Raw genomic sequence first — 26,228 nt, 5'->3', positions numbered from 1 at the left:
GTCAGAGGTTGGTCATGTCGACCGGGATGTGCGGCTCGCAGCCGTCGCGCAGGATGGTGGCCTCGATCAGGCCGTAGGGGCGGTCGGCCGCGTAGTACACGGCGCCGTCCTTGGCTTCGTTCTCCAGACCGAAGGCGGAGAGGTCCTGCCGGAAGTGGTGCTTGTTGGGCGCGGAGAAGCGGATCTCGTCGATCTCGCTGCGGTTGTTGATGACCCGCGAACCCATTTGGTACAGCGTCTGCTGGAGCGAGAGCGAGTACGTCTCCACGAACGCCTGGAGGATGTGCTTCTTGGACTGCTCGTAGGACTTCTCCCACTGCGGCATGCGCTGCTCGTCGGAGGTCCAGTTGTGCCGCCACCACGTCGACAGGGACGTGGCGAGGATGCGGTCGTAGTCCTCCTGGAGCGTCGTGTACTTGTCCTTGATGTAGCCCCAGAACTCGGAGTTCGTGGAGTTCATCACGGTCAGGTCCTTGAGCCCGGACAGGACTTCGAACTTCTCGCCGTCGTACGTGATCTGCGCGAGGCGGGTCTCCTGGCCCTTGCGGACGAAGGAGTGCTTGACCTCGTCGGCGCCGATGAACTTGGAGTTGCCGTCGGAGCCGGCGATGCGCTCCCAGGAGTACTCCTCGATGCGGATGCGCGCGCGGTGGATGGACGGCTGGCTGTCCACGAAGTGCCGGGCGAGGTGGATGCCGTACTGCTCGGCCGACTCGATGCCGTATTCCTTGGCGAACGCGAAGCAGGTGTTCTTCGTCGTGTCCGTCGGAAGGCAGTTGGCGTTCGAGCCGTTGTAGTGGACGTCGTCGAGATCGCCGGAGAGGGCGACGGAGACGTTCAGGTCCTTGATGTGGTGGGTGTCGCCGTCCCGCGTGATCTTGACGACGCGGTTCTCTGCTTTGCCGTACTGGTTCTGGCCGAGAATCGTGGGCATGTCTGCTAGCTCCCTCGGTAAACGGAGTAGCCGAACGGGTTGAGCAGCAGCGGTACGTGATAGTGCTCGCCCGGCTTGACGGCGAACGTGATCGCCACCTCCGGGAAGAACGCACCGCTGTCCCTTACGCGGGGGGCGTCCTGCTGCGCCTCGGCTTGCTTCACTGTCTTGATAGAACGCGTGAAGTACGTCTCGACGGCGAAGTCGAGCCGTACGTGGGTGGTGCCCTCCGGCAGCGCCGGCAGGTCCTTGCAGCGCCCGTCCGCGTCGGTCGCGGAGCCGCCGAGCGCCACCCACTCGGCGTCGCTGCCCGAGCGGGCGGCGAGCGAGATGGCGACGCCCTCGGCGGGGCGTCCGATGCTGGTGTCGAGAATGTGCGTCGACACCGACGCGGTGGTCGCGGTGCTCATCAGTCCTTGTCCTCTTCCACTTCTACGTCTTCTTCGGCGAGGCGGGTCAGGCGGATACGGTTGATCTTCCCCAGTTCGGTGCGCACGATCTCGCGCTCCGTGCCGGTGTCGTTACCGATCCTGGCCTTCATCGCGTCGCGCATCTGCTCGCCGGTCGCCCCGGTGGCGCAGATCAGGAAGACATGACCGAACCGGTCCTGGTACGCCAGGTTCAGTTCGAGCATCTCGGCCTTGAGCTCCTCGGAGGCGCCGGCCATGCCCCGCTGCTCGCGGGACGAGGTCGGGTCGCCCGGCTTCGGGCGGCCGATCGGGGGGTGCCCCGCCATCGCCTCGGCGAGATCCTCGGCGCTGAGCTCGGCCATGGCGGCGTCGCTCGCGTCGAAGAGTTCCTCAGCGGATTCGAAGGGGCGCTGGGCGAGGAGCTTGCTCCCCCACGCCGAGCTTGCACACACCTCGTGGAGCGCGGCACCGGCCGCGTTCTCCTGAAGGGTGTTGAACCGGGAAAGCCCCGGCATCGGACGTGAAGTCACGGGAAGCCTCCGTGGCCTTGAGCTGGACGGGCTGCGGATAGCTAACGCCCTCCGAAACACCACGTCAACACTTTGTTGAAAACTCGGAGTTACAAAAACCGCCGCCCGGTATCCGGACGGCGGCTGGTTCGACACCTTGGCGTGATACTGGGGAGGCTACTCCCCCTTGGCCGCGTTTTCCCTGTTCAGGTAGTTGTAGACGGTAAAACGACTCACCCCGAGCGCACCGGCCACGGTCTCCACTCCGTGCCGCACGGAGAAGGCACCGCGTGCCTCCAGTATCCGTACGACCTCCTGCTTGGCCTTGCGGTCGAGGGCCGACAGGGGCATGCCCCGCCCGCGCTCCATGGCCACCAGGATGTGATCCAGGGAGTCGGCCAGCTGGGGCAGCCGTACCGCGACGACCTCGCGACCCTCCCAGTGCAGGACGACATCATCCTTGCCCGCCTCCTGCGGCGGCAGCATCTCGCCCCCCATGGCGTCCACCAGCGGCTTCACCGCGCTGACGAAGGGGACGTCTCCTGTAGCGCTCACTTATCGCCCTCCCCCATCACATTGACCTGGAGCGAGACGCGGGTGGCGCCGGCCGCCAGGGCCTGGCGCAGCAGCGCGTCCACCGCGCCGAGCACGGCGTCCGCCTCCCCTTCGGCGGTGTTGCCGAAGGGTCCGACATCCACCGCGTCCAGTTCGGCCTTCTGGATGACGTCGCGGGCGACGACCGCATGGGGCGGCGCCTCGTCCAGGTCGAAGGGCTCGGTCGTGAACTCCACTCTCAATCGCACGGGGTCAACCTACTGCCGCGACCGGTTTTTCCGGCAGCCCCTCTTGACAAGAGCGAAGCATCCCCGGCAGTCTTCCATCAAGCAGAAACGAACTTCCGCTATACGGAACTCGATACCGAGTGCCGTACGGATCTCGATACGGAAGGGAGCGCCGACCCCCATGCCGAGCTTTTCGATGGGCACAGCCGCAGACCAGCGCTTCAACGTCAACCTGTCGATCCTCTTCACGGAACTCCCGCTCCTGGAGCGCCCCGCGGCCGCCGCCGCGGCGGGCTTCACCGCGGTCGAGCTGTGGTGGCCCTGGGTCGACGCCCCCACCCCCGAGCAGTCCGAACTCGACGCCCTCAAGAAGGCGATCGAGGACGCGGGCGTACAGCTCACCGGACTCAACTTCTACGCCGGACAGCTGCCGGGCCCCGACCGCGGCGCCCTGTCCATCCCCGGCGAGGAGAGCGACAAGTTCCGCGCGAACATCGACATCGCGGCGGACTTCGCCCTCTCCCTCGGCTGCAAGGCGCTCAACGCGCTGTACGGCAACCGCGTCGACGGCGTGGACCCGGCGGTCCAGGACGAGCTCGCCCTGGAGAACCTGGTGCTCGCGGCCCGCGCCGCCGACCGCGTCGGCGCGATCCTCCTGATCGAGGCGCTGAACAAGCCCGAGTCGCCGCTGTGCCCGATCGTGAGCGCCCCCAAGGCGATCGAGATCGTGGACAAGGTGAACGCGGCCACGGGCCTCGGCAACGCCAAGTTCCTGATGGACCTGTACCACCTGTCCATGAACGGCGAGGACCTGCCCGCGGTGATCGAGCAGTACGCCGCGAAGACCGGCCACGTGCAGATCGCCGACAACCCGGGCCGCGGCGCCCCCGGCACCGGTTCGCTGCCGCTCGAGGAGCTGCTCGACCAGCTGGCGAAGACGGGCTACGAGGGCTATGTCGGCCTGGAGTACAAGCCCGGCGACAAGCCGAGCGCCGAGGCCTTCGACTGGCTGCCCGCCGGGGCCCGCGCCACGCGCTGAGCGTCCCGACGCGCGCCAACTCACCTACGTACGACCGCAGTTAGAGAGGCACCCTCATGAGCAACCTCCCCAAGATCGCGTGGATCGGACTCGGCATCATGGGCTCCCCCATGTCCGAGAACCTGATCAAGGCTGGTTACTCGGTGACCGGCTTCACCCTCGAGCAGGACAAGCTGGAGCGGCTCGCGGCCGCCGGCGGCACCGCGGCCGGCTCGATCGCCGAGGCCGTCAAGGACGCCGACGTCATCGTCACGATGGTGCCCGCCTCTCCGCAGGTCGAGGCCATCGCCTACGGCGAGAACGGCATCCTCGAGAACGCGAAGTCCGGCGCCCTGATCGTCGACATGTCGTCGATCACCCCGCAGACCTCCGTGGACCTCGCGAAGGCCGCCAAGGACAAGGGCATCCGCGTCATCGACGCCCCCGTCTCCGGTGGCGAGGCAGGCGCGATCGAGGCCGTTCTGTCGATCATGGTCGGCGGCGAGCAGGCCGACTTCGACGAGGCCAAGCCGCTCCTCGACGCCCTCGGCAAGACCATCGTGCTGTGCGGTCCGCACGGCTCGGGCCAGACCGTGAAGGCCGCCAACCAGCTGATCGTCGCCGTGAACATCCAGGCGTGCGCCGAGGCCGTGGTCTTCCTGGAGAAGTCCGGCGTGGACCTGACGGCCGCGCTCGACGTCCTCAACGGCGGCCTGGCCGGCTCGACCGTCCTGACCCGCAAGAAGGACAACTTCCTGAACCGGGACTTCAAGCCCGGCTTCCGGATCGACCTGCACCACAAGGACATGGGCATCGTCACCGACGCCGCCCGCAACGTGGGCGCCGCCCTGCCCGTCGGCGGTGTGGTCGCCCAGCTCGTCGCCTCCCTGCGCGCCCAGGGCGACGGCGGCCTCGACCACTCCGCGCTGCTGCGCGGCGTCGAGCGTCTCTCCGGTCAGCAGGTCTGACCCCCCGGACTTCCGGGCCGTGGCGGCGCTGACACCTGTCCTGTCGCGCCCAGGCGTCGCCACGGCCCGGAACCATGCCTTTCAATTCAACAAACTGTTGACCACAACTTCAACAAACTGTTGACGTAGCTGTTCAGAGCCTCTTACGCTCCGGTTCACCGTCAGCAGTCCCAGCAGTTCCGTACGGAAGGTCACCCTCGCCACCATGTCGAAGCGTGTGCTCACGACCGAGTCCGGCGCTCCTGTCGCCGACAACCAGAATTCCGCCACCGCCGGCGTCGGTGGCCCGCTTCTCCTCCAGGACCAGCACCTCCTCGAGAAGCTCGCTCGCTTCAACCGCGAGCGCATCCCGGAGCGTGTCGTCCACGCGCGCGGTTCCGGCGCGTACGGCTACTTCGAGGTGACGGACGACGTCACCGGCTTCACCCACGCCGACTTCCTCAGCACGGTCGGCAAGCGCACCGAGACGTTCATCCGCTTCTCCACCGTCGCGGACAACCTCGGCGGCGCGGACGCGGTCCGCGACCCGCGCGGCTTCGCGCTGAAGTTCTACACCGAAGAGGGCAACTACGACCTCGTCGGCAACAACACCCCGGTGTTCTTCATCAAGGACCCGATCAAGTTCCCCGACTTCATCCACTCCCAGAAGCGCGACCCCTTCACGGGCAAGCAGGAGGCGGACAACGTCTGGGACTTCTGGGCGCACGCCCCCGAGGCGACGCACCAGATCACCTGGCTGATGGGCGACCGCGGCATCCCTGCCTCGTACCGCCACATGAACGGCTACGGCTCGCACACCTACCAGTGGACGAACGCCGAGGGCGAGGCCTTCTTCGTCAAGTACCACTTCAAGACGAACCAGGGCATCCGCTGCCTCTCCTCCGAGCAGGGCGCCGAGATCGCGGGCAAGGACGCCAACTCGCACCAGACGGACCTGCTGCAGGCCATCGAGCGCGGCGTCAACCCGTCCTGGACCCTGTACGTGCAGCTCATGCCCGTCGCCGAGGCGGACGACTACCGCTTCAACCCGTTCGACCTCACCAAGGTGTGGCCGCACAAGGACTACCCGCTGCAGCGCGTGGGCCGCCTGGTCCTCGACCGCAACCCGGACAACGTCTTCGCCGAGGTCGAGCAGGCCGCGTTCTCCCCGAACAACTTCGTGCCCGGCATCGGTCCCTCCCCGGACAAGATGCTCCAGGGCCGCCTGTTCGCCTACGCGGACGCGCACCGCTACCGCCTGGGCGTCAACCACACCCAGCTCGCGGTGAACGCACCCAAGGCGACCGACGCCGACAACTACGGCCGCGACGGCCTGATGGCGTCCAACGCCTACGGCCGCGACCGCAAGAACTACGAGCCCAACTCGTACGACGGGCCCGCCGAGACCGGCCGCCCGCTGTCGGCCCCGCTCGCCGTCGCCGGCTACACCGGCACGCACGAGGCGCCCGCCCACACCAAGGACGACGACTTCTTCCAGGCGGGCGAGCTGTTCCGCCTGATGTCGGACGACGAGAAGTCCCGTCTGATCGCCAACATCGCCGGCGGCCTCTCGCAGGTTTCCCGCGACGACGTGATCGAGAAGAACCTGGCTCACTTCCACGCCGCCGACGCCGAGTACGGCAAGCGCGTGGAGGAAGCGGTCCGCGCCCTGCGCGAGGACTGACACCCGAGCTGCGTCCGGGGTCTGACGGGAGGTCAGGCTCTGGACGCAATGCCCGCGCCGCTGTGCAGACCCGGATGAGGGGTGGTCACACGGCGACGCGGGCGGTCCGCCCCAGGCGGACAGGCACGGTCCGCGGCGGCTCTGCGAGCCAGTGCGGTGGTCAAGATCCTGGTGGCCCCTTCTCGACCTGAGGGGAGGGCAGCCGCCGGGGTTCATCCCAGGCCGCCGCGGTACCGGCCACACCACGGAATCCGCCCGGCGGCACGCATGCATGTTTCGCCAGTCGCATGCCGTCGGGCGGCCCAACTCCCTTCGGGGAAAGCCCTCTTCGGGGAACTTCATTTCCGGGGAGGACGGCTTCGGGGGAAGCACAGAACGCCGAGTACGGACGGTCCCGTACTCGGCGTTCTTGCGTTGTCCCCGCGTCGCCCGGCCGACGGTGCTCAGGAGTTGCCGCTGCCCGCCTGCGCGATCAGCTTCTCGCGCAGCACGGTCCACTGCGCCGTCATGTCGTGCACCAGATACAGGTCGCGCCGCCGCGTCCAGGCCTGGCCCGACTCGGGGTCGTACGTGCCGGGCATCTCGAAGCCGGCGGGCGCGTACGCCTTCATGCCGCGGTCGTTCGTGGTCTGCACACAGCGTTTGACGTGGTCGCGGAAGCCGATGACGCCCGCCGTGCCGATGCCCTCCGGCAGCTTCTTGCGGGCCTCCACGACCTGGGCGGCGACGCCGTCCGTGCTCAGGTACGTGATGGTGCCGTCCGGCGCGATGACCGGCTCGATCGATGTCACGTCGGTCATGCGGTACTTGGACTTCAGGAAGCGCGCGATCTCCCACTGCGCGTACACGGGCACGTCCCTGCGGGCGCGCACGCGGGCCACGGTGTCCGCCAGCTCCTCGTTGACCGGTCCCGGCTCGTACATGACCTTCGTGGGGTCGCCGCCACCGGCCGGCGGCCGGTTCCCGAAGCCGTACGCGACGAGGAAGTCGATCCGGTCCAGGGGCACCGTCGGCGGGTGCCAGTCGAAGCCGATGTCGTGGATGTGGGGCTCGACGGCGTGGGCGGCGGCCCGGTCGTCGAGTTCGGCGCCGAGCGCGGCCCGCATGGCCTTCCTCAGCCGGTCGTCGCCGTGCGAGGGGGCGGGGGCCGCGCCGAGCAGGGCGGGGGTTGCGGCCGCTGCCGCGATGCCCGCGGCGAATTTCCGTCGTTCCATGACCGGATCGTCGCCTTCCGGGACGGCCCGCCGGTCAACACGGGGCAGCGGCCGGGTGTCGGCGCGGTGTCATACGTATCGCGCGGTGTCATACGTATCGCGCGATGTCGCACGTGACGCGCGCTGTCATGCCGGAGGGGCGGCCCACCCCCCATCGGGTGGACCGCCCCTTGTCCTTGTCGGACCGGCAGGCGCCTGATCAGGCCGTCAGCGGCCGGATCGCGGTCGGCGCGTGGCCGGGCTCGGTCGCGAGCTCCTCGAACTCCTTGACGGCGCTGATGTCGGCCGTCGGGCTCATCGAGATGTTCGTGATGCGCTCCAGGATCGCCTCGACGACGACCGGCACGCGGTACTGCGCGGCGAGCTTCTTGGCCTCCTCGAAGGCCGGCAGGAGCTGGTCGGGCTCGGTGACGCGGATCGCCTTGCAGCCGAGACCCTCGGCGACCTTGACGTGGTCGACGCCGTAGACGCCGAGCTCGGGGCTGTTCTGGTTCTCGAACTCCAGGTTGACCTGGAAGTTGATGTCGAGACCGATCTGCGCCTGGCGGATCAGGCCCAGGTAGGCGTTGTTGACCAGGACGTGGACGTACGGGATGCGGTGCTGCGCGCCGACCGCCAGCTCCTCGATCATGAACTGGAAGTCGTAGTCGCCCGAGAGCGCGACGACCTGGGTCTCCGGGTCGGCGGTGGCGACACCGAGCGCGGCCGGGATGGTCCAGCCGAGCGGGCCCGCCTGGCCGCAGTTGATCCAGTGGCGCGGCTTGTAGACGTGCAGCATCTGCGCGCCCGCGATCTGGGAGAGGCCGATGGTGGTGACGTAACGGGTGTCGGGCCCGAACGCCTTGTTCATCTCCTCGTAGACGCGCTGGGGCTTCATCGGCACGTTGTCGAAGTGCGTGCGGCGGTGCAGCGTGCCCTTGCGCTCCAGGTGGGAGGCGACCCACGCGGAACGGTCGGGGAGCTTGCCCGCGGCCTTGAGCTCGCGCGCGACCTCGACGAACAGCTCGAGGGCGGCCTTGGCGTCGGAGGCGATCCCGTAGTCCGGAGCGAAGATCTTGCCGATCTGGGTCGGCTCGATGTCGACGTGGACGAACTTGCGGCCCTCGCGGTACACGTCCAGCTTGTAGCCGGTGTGACGGTTGGCCCAGCGGTTGCCGATGCCGAGGACGAAGTCCGACTCCAGGAACGTGGCGTTGCCGTAGCGGTGGCCCGTCTGCTGGCCCACCATGCCCGCGTTCAGGTCGTGGTCGTCCGGGATGGTGCCCCAGCCCATGAGGGTCGGGACGACCGGCGTGTTGGTGATCTCGGCGAACTCGACCAGGAGGTCGGAGGCGTTCGCGTTGATGATGCCGCCGCCGGCGACGATCAGCGGGCGCTCGGACTCCAGGAGGAAGGAGATCGCCTTCTCGATCTGGGCGCGGGTCGCGGCCGGCTTGTAGACGGGCAGCGGCTCGTACGTCTCCGGGTCGAAGTCGATCTCGGTCTGCTGGACGTCGATCGGCAGGTCGATGAGGACCGGGCCCGGACGGCCGGAGCGCATCAGGTGGAACGCCTGCTGGAAGACGCCGGGCACCTGGGCCGCTTCGAGGACCGTGACGGCCATCTTGGTGACGGGCTTCGCGATCGAGGCGATGTCGACGGCCTGGAAGTCCTCCTTGTGCAGGAGGTGGCTGGGCGCCTGGCCCGTGATGCACAGGATCGGGATGGAGTCACCGGTGGCCGAGTAGAGGCCGGTGATCATGTCGGTGCCGGCCGGGCCCGAGGTGCCGATGCAGACCCCGATGTTGCCCGGGTTCGTACGGGTGTAGCCCTCGGCCATGTGCGAGGCGCCCTCGACGTGGCGGGCCAGCGTGTGACTGATGCCGCCGACCTCCTTGAGGGACTTGTAGAAGGGGTTGATGGCGGCACCCGGCACGCCGAACGCGTTCGTGACGCCTTCGCGCTTGAGGATCTCAACTGCCGCGCTGGCAGCGGTCATACGAGCCATTGAGTTCTCCTGCTTCGGCTGTCGGATTCGCGCTCCCGTCGCGCCCCCGCGGCGAGCTGTGAGTCCGTGTTGTCTTCGTACTGTCTTCAGCTTCTAATTTCCACATTGCGGAAACTAGGTTCTGCTATATGGAAGCAATGTAGGCGGCGACCTCCCGAGCGTCAAGGGACGGCCTGTCGTCGACAGATCCGGAGCGATCTCGCCCGACTGCCTGCCGCGGCCGGGGAGTTTGGAGGACGATGGGCCCCGAGGGGCTTTCGTTCGGATCCGGCCTGACCCGAACGAAAGGCCCAAGGGCGGGAAGCCATCACGAGCCCGGGTGCGGAGCCCCGGGCGGATGCCGGGAGTGGGTCATGGCTCAGAACGTGCCGGTGCGGTGCCCCGCCTGTCGGCGTGAACAGGTGTATGCGCCACCGGTCTACCCCTGCTCGTGCGGCGCGCCCGTCGTGCCGCCGCTGCGGCGCGGGGCGCCCGCGGAGCCGGTCACGCACCGCACCTGGCTCGACGACTGGGTGACCGTGCGGTGCGCGGCCTGCGGGCGCCGGGACCGGTGGCCGCGCCCGGAGATCGGCTGCGCGTGCGGCACGGTGCTGCGGATCCCGGTCGAGGGCGACCCGGCGCCGAGCCATGACGCGTCGCCGGACTCCGACGTGGCGGGCGGCGCGACCTGGCCGGGGCCCGCGGTCCCGCCCACGACGGACGGTCCGGATCAGGCCGGTCCTACGCGGCCGGGCCCCGCCCACATTCCGCTGCCGCCCACGGCTCCCGTCCCGCGCCCAGCGTTCCGGCCGGTGGCCATCCGCACGGCGCGCGACGCAGTGACCGCCGTCGCCCTCTATCTGCGCTGGCTCGGCTACCGGGACATCCGCCGCGCCGACCAGCGCCCCTCGTCCGGCATCGGCCTCGCGGCGCGCGGCGTCGTCGCCCAGGTCGAGCCGTCGGTACGGCCCGCCACCCTGCGGGACGTGGAGTGCCTGTGGCTGACCGGCATGACGGAGTCGGCGGTCTGCGTCTACTTCTCACTCGCGGGCTACGACGAGGACGCGCGCACCCGCGCCGACGAACTCGGCGTCCCGCTCTTCGTCCTCGACCTGGCGGGCATGCCCCAGCCGGTGAACAATCCGGCGGACGAACTGATAGCGGCCGGGGCGTAGACCGTGCCAGGTTCGGTCGGGGGCATGGGGCGGGCCCCACCCGGGCCGATCTGGCCCGGATGAGGCCCCGCAGAAGGAGTCGTACGCCTCAGCCGGCGTCGGCCCCGTACCCCTCCCGCAGCTCGATCTTGCGGACCTTGCCGCTCACCGTCATCGGGAACGCGTCGAGGATGCGCAGCCGGGCCGGCGTCTTGTAGTGGGCCAGCCGGTCTCGGCAGTACGCGCGGAGCTCCTCCAGGGTGAGCGTGTCCTCCGGGTCACGGAGGATCACGCAGGCCAGGACCTCCTCCCCGTACCGCTCGTCGGGCACGCCCACGACCTGGACGTCCGCGATCTTCGGGTGGGCGTAGAGGAACTCCTCGATCTCGCGCGGGTAGACGTTCTCGCCGCCCCTGATGATCATGTCCTTGATGCGGCCGACGATCTGGACGTAGCCGTCCTCGCGCAGGACCGCGAGGTCGCCGGTGTGCATCCACCGTCCCGGGTCGATGACCTCGGCCGTCTTCTCCGGCTCGTCCCAGTAGCCGAGCATCACGCTGTAGCCGCGCGTGCACAGCTCCCCCGGCTCGCCGCGCGGCAGCGTCACGCCGCTGACCGGGTCGACGACCTTGACCTCGATGTGCGGCAGAACGCGGCCGACCGTGCCGGTGCGGCGCTCCAGGTCGTCGTCGCGGCGGGTCTGCGTGGAGACGGGCGAGGTCTCGGTCATGCCGTAGCAGATGGAGACCTCCGCCATGTGCATCTCGGCGACGACCCGCTTCATGACCTCTACGGGACACGGCGAGCCCGCCATGATGCCGGTCCGCAGCGACGACAGGTCGTACGTCGCGAAGTCGGCGAGATTCAGCTCGGCGATGAACATGGTCGGGACGCCGTACAGCGACGTGCACCGCTCGCGCTCGACCGCGTGGAGCGTGGCGACGGGGTCGAAGGACGGGGCGGGGATGACGATGCAGGCGCCGTGTGACGTTGCGCCCAAATTGCCCATCACCATCCCAAAACAATGGTAAAAGGGCACGGGCAGGCAGACCCGGTCCTGCTCGGTGTAGCCGACCGTCTCGCCCACCCAGAAGCCGTTGTTGAGGATGTTGTGGTGGGAGAGCGTGGCGCCCTTCGGGAAGCCGGTCGTGCCCGAGGTGTACTGGATGTTGACCGGATCGTCACAACTCAACTCGGCCTGTCTGGCGTCGAGTTGCTCAGCCGTCACCGCGTCCGCACCCGCCGTCAGGGCGTCCCATCCGGGGTCACCGATGAAGACCGTCTCGCGCAGCTCGGGGCACCGCTCCCGCACCTGCCGGACGAGCGCCCGGTAGTCGCTGCCCTTGTGCTCGGTCGAGGCGACGAGGACGCAGACGCCCGCCTGCTTGAGCACGAACTCCAACTCGTGGGCGCGGTATGCGGGGTTGATGTTCACCATGACCGCGCCGATGCGCGCGGTCGCGTACTGCACGAGGACCCACTCGGGGCAGTTGACCGCCCAGATCCCGACCCGGTCACCCTTGAGCACACCTGCGGCGAGCAGCCCTCGAGCCAACTGGTCGACGTCCGCGCCGAATTGGGCGTAGGTCCAGCGGCGCCCGGACGGCACGTCGACCAGTGCGTCACGGTCGGGGTACGCGGCCACGGCCCGGTCGAGGTTGCGGCCGATGGTGTCGCCGAGGAGCGGCGCGGGGTCCGTCCCGTGCGCGTACGAGAGGGCCGGGGGCCGGGCCGTCGTGCGGGGTTCGCTCGTCACCGGAAGTCCTCCTCGCGGTACTCGGCCGTGGAACCCTGCGCCGTGCGCTCGCGCAGCTCGATCCGGCGGATCTTGCCGGAGACCGTCTTGGGCAGTTCGGCGAACTCCAGACGCCGGACGCGCTTGTACGGTGCGAGCGCGTCCCGCGAGTGCGCGAACAGCAGCTTCGCGGTGCCGGGCCCGGGTTCGTACCCCTCGGCGAGGACGACGTACGCCTTGGGGACGGCGAGCCGCAGCTCGTCGGGGGCGGGCACGACGGCCGCCTCGGCGACCGCCTCGTGCTCCAGGAGCGCGCTCTCCAGCTCGAACGGGCTGATCTTGTAGTCGGAGGCCTTGAAGACGTCGTCCGAGCGGCCGACGTACGTGAGATAGCCGTCGGCGTCGCGCGAGCCGATGTCGCCGGTGCGGAAGTAGCCGCCCGCCATCGCCTCGGCCGTGCGCTCGGGGTCGCCGTGGTAGCCGGCCATGAGGCCGACGGGCCGCTCGGACAGATCGAGGCTGATCTCGCCCTCCTGCGCGCCGGGTTGGCCGGTGACCGGGTCGAGCAGTTCGACCTTGTAGCCGGGGCTGGGCCGACCCATGGAGCCGGTCTTCAGCTCCTGACCGGGGCTGTTGGAAACCTGCACGGCGGTCTCCGTCTGGCCGAACCCGTCCCGGATGGTGACGCCCCAGGCGCGCCGCACCTGCTGGATGACCTCGGGGTTCAGCGGCTCGCCCGCGGCGACGACCGCGCGCGGCGGCGTCGCCAGCTGCGTCAGGTCGGCCTGGATGAGCATGCGCCACACGGTCGGCGGGGCACAGAAGGACGTGACGCCCGCGCGCTCCATGACCTCCAGGAGCCGGCCCGCGTCGAAGCGCGTGTAGTTGTAGAGGAACACGGTCGCCTCCGCGTTCCACGGCGCGAAGAAGTTCGACCAGGCGTGCTTGGCCCAGCCGGGCGACGAGATGTTCAGATGGACGTCTCCGGGACGCAGCCCGATCCAGAACATGGTCGCCAAGTGCCCTACGGGATAGGACACATGGGTGTGCTCGACGAGCTTGGGCCGGGCGGTCGTGCCGGAGGTGAAGTACAGGAGGAGTGGGTCCTCGGCCGACGTGACGCCGTCGGGCTCGAAGGTCTCGGAGGCATCGTCGGCTTCCTCGTACGAGAGCCAGCCGCTTCCCGGAGTGCCGCTCGCACCGACGACGGTCCGGGTGAAGGCGCCGGGGACCTCGGTGAACTTCTCGACGTCCTCGGGCCGCACGATGACGTGCCGGGCCCGGCCGCGGTCCACGCGGTCGCGCAGGTCGGCGGGTCCGAGCAGCGGTGTCGCGGGGATGACTACGGCCCGCAGCTTCATCGCTGCGAGCATGATCTCCCACAGCTCCACCTGATTGCCGAGCATCAGGAGAACCCGGTCGCCCGCGTGGACGCCCTGGCCGCGCAGCCAGTTGGCGACGCGGTTCGAGCGGCGGCGCAGCTCGTCGAAGGTGAAACGGCCCTCGCGGCCGTCCTCCTCGACGATGTGCAGGGCCGTCTTCCCGTTGCCGTCGGCGATGGCGTCGAACCAGTCGAGGGCCCAGTTGAACCGCTCGGGGCGCGGCCAGGCGAAGCCCTCGTACGCCGCGGTGTAGTCGTCCGCGTTCCGCAGCAGGAAGTCCCTCGCCGTGCGGAACTGCTCGGTCGGGCTCGGATCCGTGCCGCTGGTGGCCGTCGTCATGTGTCCTCCTCATTGCGGACCGTGCATGCCATCGTGTAATCCGTGACGCAGATCTCACCACCCCCGGACGGGGGTGGTGTACGAACCGCTCTCTGGAGGGACACGGCGAGTGAGCGCAGACGGGGCCGACGCGGTGGAGATGCGTGCCGCTCTGGTGCGGCTGCGGCGGGGCACAGGACTGCCCGTCGCATTCGGCGGGCTCATGACGGGCGGCACCGTGACGGGCGGCACGGGTTCGGTGCGCATCGGTGAATTGAGCGGCGCGGTGACGGGCGCGCTCCGCGGCCTCGCCATCGCGACGGGCAACGGCCTGGGCGGCAAGGCACTCGCTCTGTCCCGGCCGTGCGCCGTCACGGACTACCCGGTCTCGCGGCACATCAGCCACGAGTACGACGCGGCGGTCGCGGCCGAGGGCCTGCTCTCGGTCCTCGCGGTCCCCGTCGTCGTACGCCGCAGGGTGCGGGGCGTGCTCTACGGGGCCCTGCGCACCGCCCAGCCACTGGGCGACCGCACGCTGGGCGAGGCGGTCGCGGCGGCGCGCGACGTGGAACAGGCCTTGGTGATACGGGACGAGGCGCGGGCGCTGCTGGCGGCGGTGGGCGGAGCGGGGGCCTCCGGCTCGGGGGCTGGTGGGGCAGCCGGTTCGGTGACTGGCGCGTCGGCCGGCTCGGCGGCGTGGGAGGAGGTCCGGGAGGCGCACGGAGCGCTGCGGGCGCTCGCGCCTCGCGTCGTGGATCCGGCACTGCGCGAGGAACTCCTCGCGGTGTGCGGGCGGCTCGCCTCGGCGACGGCTCCGCCGCACGTTCGGGACGTGGGGCTCGCGCCACGCGAGGTGGATGTCCTCGCGTGCGTGGCCACCGGCGCGACGAACGCGGCCACGGCCGAACGCCTCGGCCTGCGGCCCGAGACCGTGAAGGGCTATCTGCGGTCGGCCATGCGGAAGTTGGGCGCGCACACGCGCCTGGAGGCGGTGGTGGCGGCACGGAGGGCGGGGCTGCTGCCATAGCTGCTGCCTTGGGGCGGCCCGCACCTCGGGCAGGAGCAGTTCCCCAAGTGGTCCGTGGACGACGAAGGGGGTTGGGGGACATGCTGGGGAACATGGTGTCCACCGACCGGTATCTGGCGTTCGCGGCGATGTCGCTCCTTGTCATCGTGATCCCTGGGCCGAGCGTGCTGTTCGTGATCGGGCGCGCGCTCGCGCACGGTCGGCGGACGGCGGTCGCGACGGCGCTCGGCAATGTCATCGGCTCGTACGTGCTCGTGGTGGGCGTGGCGCTCGGGATCGGTTCCCTGGTGGAGCGCTCGGCAGCGGTGTTCATGGCGGTGAAGCTGGCGGGAGCCGCGTATCTGGTCTTCCTCGGCGTGCAGGCGTTCCGGCATCGCAGAGAGATGCGGGCCGAGGACATCCGGGCGCCGCAGGGCCCGCCGCGCGGGGATCTGCGGACGGTCGCGGACGGCGCGCTCGTCGGGGTGACCAACCCCAAGGGCATCGTCTTCTTCGCGGCGGTCCTGCCCCAGTTCGTGGACCACTCGGGCGGTCAAGTGCCCGTGCAGATGCTTCTGTTGGGGCTGATCCCGATCTCGATCGGCCTGGTCACGGACACGCTGTGGGGCCTGACGGCGTCCGCCGCGCGTACGTGGTTCGCCCGGTCCGACCGCCGCCTGTCGCTGATCGGCGGCACGGGAGGCTTCGCGATGATCGGTCTGGGAGTGACGGTCGCGGCGACGGGTCGCGCGGACTGATCCCGGCGCGCTCCGAACGCCACTACTCCGGCCGTACGGTCCCGAAGCGGATGTCGCACGGGCCCTTGACCCCCAGCGTGCGCGCGGTGGTCTCCGCCTCGTCCGTGAGGGCGTCGCGCTGCCCCGCGGTGAGCTTCCCGAAGGGCTGGAGGGTGAGCGTGGCGGAGGCGTCCTTGGCCTCGTCGAGCTTCCAGAGCCCGGCGAGCATGCCGTCGACGAGGAAGGCGGGAAAGGACATGTTCGCCTTCCAGGTGCGGTCCTTGTACGCGAGCGGCACGAGGCGGGTGCGGTCGGCGTGCGAGAGCAGCAGGTTGTCGAACTCGGGGAGGAGGCGCGGCGGGGCGGGGGTGTCCTCGTCGGGGCGGGGGGCGTCGGGCAGGTCGAAGAGCTCGACGCCGTGCGGGTCGTGGAAGGTGACCAGTTGCGGCCTCAGCCGCTCGAAGACCTCCCTCATACGGGTCAGGCCCGCCCACTGCTGCATGTCCTTGACCGAGGCGGGCCCGAACGCGGCCAGATAGCGCAGGACGGTGCCGTCCGGTGCGGGCGCCGGGTCGGCAGCCCGGTCGAGCCAGTGCTCGGCGGTGGTCAGGGCGACCTGGCCGCTGCGCTTCCACAGGCCGCGCGGCGTGGTCTGCACGAGCGGCAGCCGGCAGCGCGCGGCGATCGTGAGGGCGAGGGGGTCGGCGTCGGGCCACTCGGCGAGGAGCAGCTCCCTGATCTGCCTGGGGGTACGCGGCGCCTGCTCGACGTACGCCTTGGTGAGCGCGGTGAGCCGGTCGAGGTCGACGCCGGGCAGGCCCTTCGCGAACATCTTCAACTCCCGCTCACGCGCGGGCTGGACGAGGGGGCGCAGACTCATGCAGTCGTCGGCGCTGTGGAGGTGGATGGTCGAGCGCATGGTGACGATACGGACGACTTCGCGGTCCTCCAGGAGCCGGGAGAGCTCGGCGGGGTCGAAACCGTCGAGCCGGGCGGCGAGCGCGCCGTAGGGCGGCTTCACGTTCTGCGCCTGGAGCCCCAGCAGATGTTCCACGGCGGCCTTCACGGTGACCGGCGAGCGCCGCAGCAGGAACTGACGATCAAGGGTGGCGCGACCCAGGGCCCGGGCCGACAGGGTCGGCCCAGCAGCATTGCTCACACTTGCCTTGGCCGTGCTCCGCTTGGTGGTCATACTCGGCACGCTACCGGGACCTGCGGACAGGTACTGGCCTCGAGCCACCGCCCAGCCAACCACCCACGTCCCACCGACCTGCCGACCGGCTCTCTGACGATCACTCCCCCACCGGCCGTATTTTGGGCTATATATCCTGCACAGTGGCCGAAGTGACAGCCGTTTCGACACGCAAGGCGGAGACATGGCAGAGCGGCGGACCCGCCCCGGAGCGGAACCGAAGAAGTACATGTGGCGCCGCGCCGCAGGACAGTCGCCGGCGAACCCGCCCGAGACCGACACCACGCCGCCCCCGCCCGCCACGCCCACCGACCCGGCGTCGGAGACGGCGAGCGTGGTGCAGGCGGCGCTGTACCGGGACGGGGTACGGGTGTCGTCGCCCGTGACGCTGGCCGAGACGTTCCGCGAGCTGCGCGAACAGCAGGACGGCATGGCATGGATCGGCCTGGCCCGCCCGACGGAGTCCGAACTCCTCTCCCTGGCGGGCGAGTTCGACCTGCACCCGCTCGCGGTCGAGGACGCGCTGGAGGCGCATCAGCGGCCGAAGCTGGAGCGGTACGGGGACACGCTGTTCGTCGTCCTGCGCGCCGCCCGCTACCTGGACGCGCCCGAGGAGGTCGAGTTCGGGGAGCTGCACGTGTTCGTCGGAGCGGACTTCGTCATCACGGTCCGGCACGGCGCGGCGCCCGACCTCTCCGGTGTGCGCCGCCGCATGGAGGACTCCCCCGAGCTGCTGAAACTCGGACCCGAGGCGGTGCTCTACGCGATTCTCGACGCGGTCGTGGACGGCTATGCCCCGGTCGTCGCCGGCGTCCAGACCGACATCGACGAGATCGAGACGGAGGTCTTCTCCGGAGCGCCCGAGGTGTCCCGGCGCATCTACGAACTCTCGCGCGAGATGGTCGAGTTCCAGCGCGCGACCCGCCCCCTGGTCGGCATGCTGCACGCCCTGATGGCGGGCTTCGCCAAGTACGGCACGGACGAGGAACTCCAGCGCTACCTGCGCGACGTGGCCGACCACGTCACGCACACGAGCGAACGCGTCGACGGCTTCCGCCAGGCCCTCGCGGACATCCTGACGGTGAACGCGACACAGGTCACCCAGCAGCAGAACGCGGAGATGCGGGCACTGGCCGAAGCGGGCTTCGAACAGAACGAGGAAATCAAGAAGATCTCGTCGTGGGCGGCGATCCTGTTCGCACCCACACTGGTGGGAACCATCTACGGCATGAACTTCGACCAGATGCCGGAGCTGCACTGGGTGGGCGGATATCCGTTCGCGATCGTGCTGATGGCAGTGGTGTGCACGAGCCTGTACGTCATTTTCAAGAAGCGGGACTGGCTGTAGTAGGGATCTGGCACCTGGGTGGCCCGGTCGGCGGCGTTCGGAGAGCCACTGGTTCCGGCACCGCTGAGAGGGTGCCTGGTTCACGGATGCCCTCCTCGGGAACCTCGGCGGCCGGGCGGATCGAGGTCGGAGCTACGGCAACACGTGCGTCCGCCCGGCCGTGCGAGGGAGGTGCCGGCCGCGCCGCGTCGACGGCCGCGTTCGCCATCCGTCAGGCGCGGGTCTGCCCATCGGCGGTCCGCTCGGTACGGCGGAAGGCGAGGTCGATGATCCGCCGCCAGTTCACGGGCGGATCGGGTACCACGACGCCGGGGCGGTCGCGCGGTACGAGGACCCGCAGCGCCCCCGGGCGCAGCGTGCAGACCACCGGGGTGGGCATCCGAAGCGCCTCGCCGTCGACCGCGACGGGGATCTCGTCCGCGTCGGTCGTCACCTCGACACGGTGTGCGGTCATGACGGTCAGTCCGGTGGACTTCGAGCCCCGCACGGCCAGGTCGGCAGCCTGCGCCGCGTCCTCCACCCGGATCCCGAGCACCCCCAGTTCGCCGTCGTCCAGTCGGGGCCGGCGGCCGCCGCCGAGCTCGTCGGGTGAGGTGTACGGGTTGTTGCTGACCAGCAGTGCCTGCTGGGAGGAGACGGTGGTGCCGTCGACCCGTGCGTCGAGCCGTGGTACCCCTTCGCCGAGCAGCAGGTCCGGCATGAGGGACAGCGCCGTGCCCGCCTTGTCGTCGCGGTACTCGGGCCGTTGCACGACATCCGCGTACACCCCGAACGACACGGTGTTCACGAAGGCCCGGCCCGCGATGTCGCCGAGGTCGACCCGGACCTCCTCGCCGGCCGTCAGCGCGTCGAGGCAGCGGGAAGGGTCGGAGCGGTCGAGGCCCAGGTCCATGGCGAAGTGGTTGCGGGTGCCGGCGGAGACCACGAGGAACGGCAGGTCGTGCTCGGCGGCGATCGCCGCGACCAGGGCCTGGGTGCCGTCGCCGCCGGCGACGCCGAGCAGGTCCGCGCCTTCGGCCACGGCCTGCCGGGCCAGCGCGGCGACGTCCGCCGGGGCGGACGGATCGAGCAGGATCACCCGCGCGCCGAGTTCCTCCGCCCGCTCGACCAGCCCGAACCGGCCGACCTTCCCGCCCCCGGACTTCGGATTCATGATCAGGACCGGCCGGTTCGGCCGGGAAGCGGCCCTCGTCCGCGTCGGCCGCTCCGGGCGCGACTTGCGCAGCGCCGTCCTCGCGCAAGCCAGGGCCACGCCCCAGCACAGGCAGAGGACCAGAGCCGTCAGCCACAGGCCGTCGTGCGCGAAGAGCACCAGGACGGCGACGGGGGACGCGACCGCGAGGAGCGCCGCGCCCAGCCGCACCAGTCCGCGGTGCGCCACGAACCACCAGACGCCGACCGCGCAGACGATCAGCCCCAGGAGCCCGGCGCCGACGACTACCAGGCCGCCCTCCCCCAGCGCGAGCACGAGCGCGACCACCGAACCCACCACCGCGAGCACGGCCAGACGTGCCAACAGCCGCGCGGCCCCATTCCCGCCGGGGCCCGTCGTGCGCGTCCTGCCCATGGCGTCCTCTCCACAGCCCTGTCCGACCGCGAGCCCGGTCCTGGTCACCAGCCTGCATGCTCCCTGATCGGGGGGCATCCCAGCGGGCGGTGGGCGAACTCCTGCGCGATCATCGCGCCGAAGGTGAACCAGACAGCCAGGGCCATCAGATGGCTCACTTTATGCGCGAGGCCGAGGTTGTCGCTGCCGAAGGTGTGCGCGGCAGGGGCGTAGCACAGGCCTGCCACGAACGCCGCGGACGAAACCGTTGCCGCCGACCAGCACGGAGGCCGCGTATCGGACCACCTCGTAGCGGAGGTGGGTCACACCCGGTGCCACGATGGCTTCCAGCTGACGCAGGCGCACGTGCTTCGGGAACTCGTGGAAGAAGCTGCGACCGCCGCGCCTTTGGACGAACTGGCCCGTCGCAATCCCCCATAGGAGGGAGCCAAACCCACAGGAGTGATCGAACGCAGCATCACAGCGCGGCTCCCTCGGCCACACCAAGGGTCCTCCGGCTATTCGAAGTCCAGTCGCCGGCGTTCCCGACGTCCAGTTCGTGCACGGCGACGTGGTCGACCACCTGCGTACCGCCGAGCCCTTCGATGCCGCCTGCGCCATCGGTTCCATGGCCTTCGCCGACCCCGGCTCGGGCAGGGACGTAGCAAGGTCAGGCCCCCGGAGCAGGACCCCGGTTCGCGGACGATCCGTGCGCCACCGGATACGGCAAGAACGTGCTGGAGTTCTGGTCGATCCGTAGCGCGTGGCCGAGTGGGGGTGCTGCGCGCTGGGGGCATTCGAGGCGTTCGCAGACCCGGCAGCCCATGCCGATGAGGGTGGCGGAGGCTGTGCGGCCGAGGTCGAGGCCGTCGGAGTAGACGAGGCGGTGGGCGTGGCGGATCTCGCAGCCGAGGCCGATCGCGAAGGTCTTGCCGGGCTCGCCCCAGCCGCCCCGGTGCCGGGTGACGGCGCACGCGGTCCACAAGTGCCTTTGTCCGTCAGGCATTTCCGTGATCTGGACGTGGATGCGGCCCGGCGCGGCGAACGCCTCGTAGATGTTCCACAGGGGACATGTGCCGCCGGAGCGCGAGAAGTGGAAGCCGGTCGCCGACTGCCGTTTGGACATGTTGCCGGCGCGGTCGACGCGGACGAAGGAGAACGGTACGCCGCGCAGCCGGGGTCGTTGGAGGGTACTGAGGCGGTGGCACACGGTTTCGTAGCCGAGGCCGTAGTGGTCGGTGAGGCGTTCGATGTCGTAGCGCACCGTCTCGGCCGCGGTGTGGAAGTCGCGGTACGGGAGGACCAGCGCGGCGGCGAAGTAGTTGGCGATGCCGATGCGGGCCAGAGCGTGGGCTGGTTCGCCCGGTGCGAAGTCTTCGGCCGCGTAGGCATCCAGCTCGTCCCCGTGTTCCAGCAGGGCGAGTTGCGTGGCCATGCGGAAGGCGCGCTGGCCCGGGCGCAGTCGCGTGGACAGGTGAAGCGTGCGTGTGGCGGTGTCGTAGTGGTGCAGGTGTGAGCCCTCCGTACCGAGCCGGACGCCGTGCCGGTCCGCCAGGCGCGCGGACAGGGCTCTCAGTACTTCGCCCGGGCGGATACCGATGGCCTGGGCGAGTTCCTCGGCCGCCAGGTCCGCCTCGTGCAGATAGTTCTGGCGGCGGTAGAAGTAGTCGCGGATCTCTTCGTGCGCCGAGCGAGGGGCCTCCTGCCCGCTGTCACGGCCGTCGGCGCCGCCGACCAGTTCGGCCAGGCGCTGATTGCGCCGCCCCAGGTCGAGGAGGACCTGGGCCACGGCAGGCATCCGGGAGGCCAGTTCGCCCAGCTCCGCGGCCGAGATTCGGGACTCGCCCAGTTCCGACGCGAGGGCCTCGCGCAGATCGGCCAGCAGCCGGCTCGTGTCGCGCTCGGAGAAGAATCCGGGGTCGACACCGAACACCTCGGTCAGCCGCAGGAGCACCGGGACGGTGAGCGGACGCGAGTCGTGTTCCATCTGGTTGAGGTAGCTGGGCGAGATGCCGAGCGTGCGCGCCATTTCGGCCTGGCTCATGGTGCGCTCCTCGCGCAGTCGGCGCAGCCGCGCGCCCGCGTAGGTCTTCGCCATGGTGCTCCTTCCCCCTCAGGACGGGCTCAGCGTACGCGAGTCACCCCCGCACAGAGCCTTCGCAATGTTGGCAATCAAGGGTCGGAAGATTCGCAAAGGTTGGCATTGATCCACGCTTGATGGCACTGAGTGCCAGTGTCAGAGTTCCAGTGCGGCCCGCCGGACCCCGGCGGACGCCACCCGGAGCCGGGGCGCGATTCACGCCCTGACGTCGGAGATCCCGGCGACGGACGCGTCCGCATCGGCAGCTTTGCTCAGCTCGTCCCCACGGCGGGACGGCGGGCCGCACCCCTGATCAGACACACAGTGCCACCCCCAGTCGCCCCTCGCGGCACGGTGCCACTGGACTTCGCAGACCTACGCATCGAGGAAACGGTGACCGTCATGGCACAAGCACGCCCGCAGGCAGCCGAGGAACTCGCCCGTCGCTGGGCCGACGACCCGCGCTGGCAGGCCATCGAGCGCACATACAGCGCCGAGGACGTGGTCCGGCTCTCCGGCAGCGTCCGCGAGGAACACACCCTCGCGCGGCGCGGAGCCGAGCGCCTGTGGCGGCAGCTGCACGAGAACGACTACATCCACGCGCTCGGCGCACTCACCGGCGGCCAGGCCGTGCAGCAGGTCAAGGCCGGGTTGCAGGCCATCTACCTGTCCGGCTGGCAGGTCGCCGCCGACGCCAACCTCGCCGGTCACACCTACCCCGACCAGAGTCTTTACCCGGCCAACTCCGTTCCCCAGGTGGTGCGTCGCATCAACAACGCGCTGCTGCGCGCGGACCAGATCGCCACCAGCGAGGGCGATTCATCCACCGACTGGCTCGCCCCCATCGTGGCCGACGCGGAGGCGGGCTTCGGCGGCCCGCTCAACGCCTTCGAGCTGACCAAGGCGATGATCGCCGCCGGCGCCGCCGGCATCCACTACGAGGACCAGCTCGCCTCGGAGAAGAAGTGCGGCCACCTCGGCGGCAAGGTCCTGGTCCCGACCTCGCAGCACATCCGTACGCTCAACGCGGCCCGCCTGGCCGCCGACATCGCCGACGTGCCCACCGTCATCGTGGCCCGCACCGACGCGCTCGCCGCGAACCTCCTCACCAGCGACGTCGACGAGCACGACGCCGAGTTCGTGACCGGCGAGCGCACGGCGGAGGGCTTCTACCGGGTCACGGGCGGCATGGCCCCGGTCATCGCACGCGGTCTGGCCTACGCCCCGTACGCCGATCTGATCTGGGTCGAGACCGGCACCCCGGACCTGGCTCAGGCCCGCGAGTTCGCCGAGGCGATCCACGCGCGGTACCCGGACCAGATGCTCGCCTACAACTGCTCCCCGTCCTTCAACTGGAAGGCGGCTCTCGACGACGACCAGATCGCCAAGTTCCAGCGGGAGCTGGGCGCCATGGGCTACCGCTTCCAGTTCATCACCCTGGCCGGATTCCACTCCCTCAACCACGGCATGTTCGACCTGGCCCGCGGCTACGCCGAGCACGGCATGACCGCCTATGTCGACCTCCAGGAGCGGGAGTTCGCGGCACAGCGTCACGGGTTCACCGCGGTCAGGCACCAGCGCGAGGTCGGCACCGGCTACTTCGACCTCGTCTCCACCGCCGTCAACCCCGCCTCCTCCACCACGGCCCTCAGCGGCTCCACGGAGGAGGAGCAGTTCCACTAGTACGCCCACCGCTACCCGTACCGGTAAGCCGCTCCTCGCGCCACCCCGGTCAGCCCCCTTGAGCCGGACGGGGCCCGGACGACCGTCCCCGTCCGGGCCCCGCTCCGCTCCTCCCTCAGCCAGGAGAACCCGATGTCATCGCAGCTCCTCACGCGCCGCGTCCGCGTCCTCGCCGCTCCCGGCGACCGCCACGACGAGATCCTCACCTCCGCCGCCCTGGACTTCATCGGCGCGCTCACCGCCGCGTTCCACCAGCGCCGTCATGATCTGTTCAGGGAGCGGCGGCGTCAGGCGATCCGGCTCGCCGCCGGTTCGCCCCTCGACTTCCCGCTGGTGACGGAGGGGATCCGCCGTGACCCGGACTGGCGCGTCGCACCTGCCGCTCCCGGCCTGACCGACCGGCGCGTAGAGATCACCGGGCCGCCCGAGCGCCGTATGACGGTCGACGCGCTCAACTCCGGCGCCCGGGTGTGGCTGGCCGACTTCGAGGACGCCACGGCACCGACCTGGGCCAACGTGATCGACGGGCAGATCAATCTCCTCGACGCCATCGAGCGGCGTATCGACTTCACCACCCCGGAGGGCAAGAAGTACCAGCTGGCCACCGACCGCCCGCTCGCCACGATCGTGGTCCGCCCACGCGGCTGGCACCTCGATGAGGAGCATCTCGAGTTCGACGGCCGGCCCGTGCCCGCCGCGCTCGTCGACTTCGGCCTGTACTTCTTCCACTGCGCGCAACGTCAGACCGACGCCGGCCACGGCCCGTACTTCTACCTCCCCAAGCTGGAGAACCGCTACGAGGCCCGGCTCTGGAACGACGTCTTCGTCCTGGCCCAGGAACTTCTCGGGATCCCCCGCGGCACGATCCGGGCGACCGTCCTCATCGAGACGATCACCGCGGCGTTCGAGATGGAGGAGATCCTCTACGAACTCCGGGAGCACAGCGCCGGATTGAACGCCGGCCGCTGGGACTACCTCTTCAGCCTGATCAAGACCTTCGGCCACCGCACCGACTTCCTCCTGCCCGACCGCGCCCAGGTCACCATGACGGCTCCGTTCATGCGCGCGTACACCGAACTCCTCGTCCGCACCTGCCACAAGCGCGGCGCGCACGCGATCGGCGGCATGGCCGCCCAAGTCCCGAACAAGGACCCCAAGGCACACGCCGCCGCCCTCGCGAAGGTGAGACTGGACAAGGAACGCGAGGCGGAAGACGGCTTCGACGGCTCCTGGGTCGCCCACCCCGCGCTCGTTCCGGTCTGCCGCGAGGTGTTCGACGGCGTCCTTGCCGACCGGCCGCACCAGCTCGACCGCACCCGTGACGACGTCGAGGTGACCCCCGCCCATCTGCTGGCGGTGCGGCGGATGAGCGGTCCACCGACCGACGAAGGCGTGCGAACCAACATCGCGATCGCCCTGCGCTACTACGCCGCCTGGCTGCGCGGACTGGGCGCCGTCGCCGTGGACGGCCTGATGGAGGACGCCGCCACCGCAGAGATCGCACGCGTCCAGATCTGGCAGTGGCTGCGCCATCGCGTCGTCGACCGGGAAACGGTGCTACGCGTCCTCGACGACGAACTCGACGCTCTGTGCGCCGAGTTCCCCTTCGCTCCGCTGGAGGAGATCCACGGCCTCTTCGAGCGCACCGCCCTGGCCACCGAACTCCCCCTGTTCTTCACCCCCGACGCCTACAGCCGCCACCTCGTCCGCACGACGGAGCCGCAGTCATGACCGCCGCCATCCAACGGGTGGGTTGGGGCCCGCATGACAGGCCGCGGCTTCCACACCTACGACTAGGGCGGCTTTCACCGGCAGCCGGCGTCAGGCCAGGTCCAGGAGCCCCTTGTGCGAGCCGCCGAAGCCCCGGTGCTCGTCGAGCAAGCTGATCTCCAGCAGCCAGTGGGCCTGCCGGCCGTCCTCGGCCGTACGGCGCAGAGGGAGGTCGTTGGCGGGGGAGATGTACGCGTCGGACGACTGTGCGCCGCCGTGGGCATTCGGCGCCCCCACCATGTGCCCCGCGTTCCAACCCCCCAGCGTCCAGCCAGCCTTGGTGGCCAGGGTCTGGATCTCGGCGTGCAGGTGGCTGCCGGTCAGGGTCCGGTCCGCGTGGAACGCCTCGCGGGCGGCCGCGAACAGCCTCGGGAGGTCCTCGATGAGGCGGTGTTTGTCCGGGTCCTGGCCGATGACGACCGTACGTACGAAGCCCGACTCGTAACCGGCGAGTACCGGGCCGAGGTCGGCGATCGCGATGTCGTCCTCGGTGAGGATCCGGTCCTCCGGTGGCTCCTGGCCTGCGGGCAGGGCGGAGTGCGGCCCCGATCGCACGGCCCGCCAGGAGCCGCACGTGCCCCAGGCGGGTGCTTCCCGCGCCAGTGCGCCGATGCGGTCGCTCACCTCGCGTTCGCTGCAGCCCGGGGCGATCAGGCCCCGGGCGGCGACCTCGGCGAACAGGGCCTGGGCCATCCGCTGGCCCTCCACGAGGCCCAGGGCGCGCAGCCGTTCGTCCATCCGGTCGGGTGCTGCCATGGCGCCGTTCCTCTTCCGTTCAACCCGCATTCCGTTCAACCCGGATTCCGTTCAGGC

Annotated in this window: 23 protein-coding genes; 9 read left to right on the top strand and 14 right to left on the bottom strand. The window is 70.0% G+C overall.

The window, feature by feature from the left end:
* Position 1 precedes the first annotated feature (1 nt).
* From pucL to CG723_RS02130, 5 genes are all read right to left on the bottom strand, one after another.
* Entirely contained in the window at positions 2–934 is a 933-nt protein-coding gene (gene pucL / locus CG723_RS02150) for a factor-independent urate hydroxylase (RefSeq protein WP_100591425.1), read from the bottom strand.
* A 5-nt stretch (positions 935–939) separates the two neighbouring features.
* On the bottom strand, positions 940–1,344 hold the full coding sequence (uraH, locus tag CG723_RS02145; protein ID WP_100591424.1) for a hydroxyisourate hydrolase: 405 nt from the start codon (positions 1,342–1,344) through the stop codon (positions 940–942).
* Complete coding sequence (uraD, locus tag CG723_RS02140) at positions 1,344–1,859, bottom strand: 2-oxo-4-hydroxy-4-carboxy-5-ureidoimidazoline decarboxylase (protein WP_199841649.1); 516 nt, start codon at positions 1,857–1,859, stop codon at positions 1,344–1,346. The genes uraH and uraD overlap by 1 nt, the downstream gene beginning before the upstream one ends.
* 171 nt (positions 1,860–2,030) lie before the next feature.
* On the bottom strand, positions 2,031–2,408 hold the full coding sequence (locus CG723_RS02135) for a helix-turn-helix domain-containing protein (RefSeq protein WP_100591423.1): 378 nt from the start codon (positions 2,406–2,408) through the stop codon (positions 2,031–2,033).
* Complete coding sequence (locus CG723_RS02130; RefSeq protein ID WP_100591422.1) at positions 2,405–2,656, bottom strand: hypothetical protein; 252 nt, start codon at positions 2,654–2,656, stop codon at positions 2,405–2,407. The genes CG723_RS02135 and CG723_RS02130 overlap by 4 nt, the downstream gene beginning before the upstream one ends.
* Positions 2,657–2,816: 160 nt before the next feature.
* Between CG723_RS02130 and CG723_RS02125 the strand changes: the two genes are divergently transcribed.
* The 3 genes from CG723_RS02125 to CG723_RS02115 all read left to right on the top strand — a co-directional run bounded on the left by CG723_RS02125 (position 2,817) and on the right by CG723_RS02115 (position 6,284).
* Positions 2,817–3,674 carry a TIM barrel protein gene (locus CG723_RS02125; RefSeq protein WP_442802508.1) on the top strand — a complete coding sequence of 286 codons (858 nt, stop codon included), beginning with the start codon at positions 2,817–2,819 and terminating at the stop codon, positions 3,672–3,674.
* Between the two features lie 56 nt (positions 3,675–3,730).
* On the top strand, positions 3,731–4,621 hold the full coding sequence (locus CG723_RS02120; protein WP_100591420.1) for a 2-hydroxy-3-oxopropionate reductase: 891 nt from the start codon (positions 3,731–3,733) through the stop codon (positions 4,619–4,621).
* A 205-nt stretch (positions 4,622–4,826) separates the two neighbouring features.
* Complete coding sequence (locus tag CG723_RS02115) at positions 4,827–6,284, top strand: catalase (RefSeq protein ID WP_100591419.1); 1,458 nt, start codon at positions 4,827–4,829, stop codon at positions 6,282–6,284.
* Positions 6,285–6,727: 443 nt separating this feature from the next.
* Here the strand turns inward: CG723_RS02115 and CG723_RS02110 are convergent, their stop codons facing one another.
* Positions 6,728–7,498, bottom strand: a complete 771-nt coding sequence (locus tag CG723_RS02110) for a hypothetical protein (protein WP_100591418.1) — start codon at positions 7,496–7,498, stop codon at positions 6,728–6,730.
* Between the two features lie 199 nt (positions 7,499–7,697).
* The gene (gene gcl, locus CG723_RS02105; RefSeq protein WP_100591417.1) at positions 7,698–9,485 is read right to left on the bottom strand and encodes a glyoxylate carboligase; all 1,788 of its coding nucleotides are present in this window, start codon (positions 9,483–9,485) and stop codon (positions 7,698–7,700) included.
* Positions 9,486–9,838: 353 nt separating this feature from the next.
* Here gcl and CG723_RS02100 point away from each other — a divergent pair, with 353 nt between their 5' ends.
* Entirely contained in the window at positions 9,839–10,639 is an 801-nt protein-coding gene (locus tag CG723_RS02100; RefSeq protein WP_100591416.1) for a hypothetical protein, read from the top strand.
* An 88-nt stretch (positions 10,640–10,727) separates the two neighbouring features.
* Here the strand turns inward: CG723_RS02100 and CG723_RS02095 are convergent, their stop codons facing one another.
* Positions 10,728–12,374 (bottom strand): AMP-binding protein, encoded by a 1,647-nt coding sequence (locus CG723_RS02095; RefSeq protein WP_100591415.1) that lies wholly within the window; start codon positions 12,372–12,374, stop codon positions 10,728–10,730.
* Positions 12,371–14,074 (bottom strand): AMP-binding protein, encoded by a 1,704-nt coding sequence (locus CG723_RS02090; RefSeq protein ID WP_100591414.1) that lies wholly within the window; start codon positions 14,072–14,074, stop codon positions 12,371–12,373. Before CG723_RS02090 ends, CG723_RS02095 begins: the two co-directional genes overlap by 4 nt.
* A gap of 109 nt (positions 14,075–14,183) precedes the next feature.
* Between CG723_RS02090 and CG723_RS02085 the strand changes: the two genes are divergently transcribed.
* Together CG723_RS02085 and CG723_RS02080 are read left to right on the top strand one after the other, a co-directional pair.
* Positions 14,184–15,080, top strand: coding sequence for a helix-turn-helix transcriptional regulator (locus CG723_RS02085; protein WP_100591413.1), 897 nt, complete (start codon positions 14,184–14,186; stop codon positions 15,078–15,080).
* A 92-nt stretch (positions 15,081–15,172) separates the two neighbouring features.
* The gene (locus CG723_RS02080) at positions 15,173–15,817 is read left to right on the top strand and encodes a LysE family translocator (protein ID WP_100591787.1); all 645 of its coding nucleotides are present in this window, start codon (positions 15,173–15,175) and stop codon (positions 15,815–15,817) included.
* Between the two features lie 22 nt (positions 15,818–15,839).
* Here the strand turns inward: CG723_RS02080 and CG723_RS02075 are convergent, their stop codons facing one another.
* The gene (locus tag CG723_RS02075; protein ID WP_100591412.1) at positions 15,840–16,988 is read right to left on the bottom strand and encodes a winged helix DNA-binding domain-containing protein; all 1,149 of its coding nucleotides are present in this window, start codon (positions 16,986–16,988) and stop codon (positions 15,840–15,842) included.
* Positions 16,989–17,172: 184 nt separating this feature from the next.
* On the opposite strand from CG723_RS02075, the gene CG723_RS02070 reads away from it, so the two are divergent.
* On the top strand, positions 17,173–18,336 hold the full coding sequence (locus CG723_RS02070; RefSeq protein ID WP_100591411.1) for a magnesium and cobalt transport protein CorA: 1,164 nt from the start codon (positions 17,173–17,175) through the stop codon (positions 18,334–18,336).
* A 211-nt stretch (positions 18,337–18,547) separates the two neighbouring features.
* Here the strand turns inward: CG723_RS02070 and CG723_RS02065 are convergent, their stop codons facing one another.
* The 3 genes from CG723_RS02065 to CG723_RS02055 all read right to left on the bottom strand — a co-directional run bounded on the left by CG723_RS02065 (position 18,548) and on the right by CG723_RS02055 (position 21,980).
* Positions 18,548–19,903: a diacylglycerol/lipid kinase family protein gene (locus CG723_RS02065; RefSeq protein ID WP_100591410.1), complete on the bottom strand. Its 1,356-nt coding sequence runs from the start codon at positions 19,901–19,903 to the stop codon at positions 18,548–18,550.
* A gap of 44 nt (positions 19,904–19,947) precedes the next feature.
* Complete coding sequence (locus CG723_RS46015) at positions 19,948–20,130, bottom strand: hypothetical protein (protein WP_159032368.1); 183 nt, start codon at positions 20,128–20,130, stop codon at positions 19,948–19,950.
* 422 nt (positions 20,131–20,552) lie between these two features.
* Positions 20,553–21,980 (bottom strand): short-chain fatty acyl-CoA regulator family protein, encoded by a 1,428-nt coding sequence (locus CG723_RS02055; protein ID WP_100591409.1) that lies wholly within the window; start codon positions 21,978–21,980, stop codon positions 20,553–20,555.
* A 384-nt stretch (positions 21,981–22,364) separates the two neighbouring features.
* On the opposite strand from CG723_RS02055, the gene aceA reads away from it, so the two are divergent.
* On the top strand, positions 22,365–23,645 hold the full coding sequence (gene aceA, locus CG723_RS02050; protein ID WP_100591786.1) for an isocitrate lyase: 1,281 nt from the start codon (positions 22,365–22,367) through the stop codon (positions 23,643–23,645).
* Between the two features lie 132 nt (positions 23,646–23,777).
* On the top strand, positions 23,778–25,376 hold the full coding sequence (aceB, locus tag CG723_RS02045) for a malate synthase A (RefSeq protein WP_100591408.1): 1,599 nt from the start codon (positions 23,778–23,780) through the stop codon (positions 25,374–25,376).
* A gap of 90 nt (positions 25,377–25,466) precedes the next feature.
* Here aceB and CG723_RS02040 read toward each other — a convergent pair whose 3' ends face one another.
* Positions 25,467–26,171 carry a M24 family metallopeptidase gene (locus CG723_RS02040; RefSeq protein ID WP_234374092.1) on the bottom strand — a complete coding sequence of 235 codons (705 nt, stop codon included), beginning with the start codon at positions 26,169–26,171 and terminating at the stop codon, positions 25,467–25,469.
* Positions 26,172–26,228: the final 57 nt, after the last annotated feature.

It is taken from the genome of Streptomyces sp. CB01635 (assembly GCF_002803065.1).
In the GTDB taxonomy this organism is placed as follows: domain Bacteria; phylum Actinomycetota; class Actinomycetes; order Streptomycetales; family Streptomycetaceae; genus Streptomyces.
The sequence above is the reverse complement of the archived record's forward strand: the minus strand, read 5'-3'. Positions and strand labels throughout refer to the sequence as shown.

Bases quoted from the DNA above. Each gene is read 5' to 3' on its own strand.
- pucL (WP_100591425.1), bottom strand. From the start codon at position 934: ATGCCCACGATTCTCGGCCAGAACCAGTACGGCAAAGCAGAGAACCGC.
- CG723_RS02090 (WP_100591414.1), bottom strand. From the start codon at position 14,074: ATGACGACGGCCACCAGCGGCACGGATCCGAGCCCGACCGAGCAGTTC.
- CG723_RS02040 (WP_234374092.1), bottom strand. From the start codon at position 26,171: ATGGCAGCACCCGACCGGATGGACGAACGGCTGCGCGCCCTGGGCCTC.
- uraD (WP_199841649.1), bottom strand. From the start codon at position 1,859: ATGCCGGGGCTTTCCCGGTTCAACACCCTTCAGGAGAACGCGGCCGGT.
- CG723_RS02115 (WP_100591419.1), top strand. From the start codon at position 4,827: ATGTCGAAGCGTGTGCTCACGACCGAGTCCGGCGCTCCTGTCGCCGAC.
- CG723_RS02065 (WP_100591410.1), bottom strand. From the start codon at position 19,903: ATGGGCAGGACGCGCACGACGGGCCCCGGCGGGAATGGGGCCGCGCGG.
- CG723_RS02120 (WP_100591420.1), top strand. From the start codon at position 3,731: ATGAGCAACCTCCCCAAGATCGCGTGGATCGGACTCGGCATCATGGGC.
- gcl (WP_100591417.1), bottom strand. From the start codon at position 9,485: ATGGCTCGTATGACCGCTGCCAGCGCGGCAGTTGAGATCCTCAAGCGC.
- aceB (WP_100591408.1), top strand. From the start codon at position 23,778: ATGTCATCGCAGCTCCTCACGCGCCGCGTCCGCGTCCTCGCCGCTCCC.
- CG723_RS02125 (WP_442802508.1), top strand. From the start codon at position 2,817: ATGCCGAGCTTTTCGATGGGCACAGCCGCAGACCAGCGCTTCAACGTC.
- CG723_RS02080 (WP_100591787.1), top strand. From the start codon at position 15,173: ATGGTGTCCACCGACCGGTATCTGGCGTTCGCGGCGATGTCGCTCCTT.
- CG723_RS02070 (WP_100591411.1), top strand. From the start codon at position 17,173: ATGGCAGAGCGGCGGACCCGCCCCGGAGCGGAACCGAAGAAGTACATG.
- CG723_RS02055 (WP_100591409.1), bottom strand. From the start codon at position 21,980: ATGGCGAAGACCTACGCGGGCGCGCGGCTGCGCCGACTGCGCGAGGAG.
- CG723_RS02100 (WP_100591416.1), top strand. From the start codon at position 9,839: ATGGCTCAGAACGTGCCGGTGCGGTGCCCCGCCTGTCGGCGTGAACAG.
- uraH (WP_100591424.1), bottom strand. From the start codon at position 1,344: ATGAGCACCGCGACCACCGCGTCGGTGTCGACGCACATTCTCGACACC.
- CG723_RS02075 (WP_100591412.1), bottom strand. From the start codon at position 16,988: ATGACCACCAAGCGGAGCACGGCCAAGGCAAGTGTGAGCAATGCTGCT.
- aceA (WP_100591786.1), top strand. From the start codon at position 22,365: ATGGCACAAGCACGCCCGCAGGCAGCCGAGGAACTCGCCCGTCGCTGG.
- CG723_RS02110 (WP_100591418.1), bottom strand. From the start codon at position 7,498: ATGGAACGACGGAAATTCGCCGCGGGCATCGCGGCAGCGGCCGCAACC.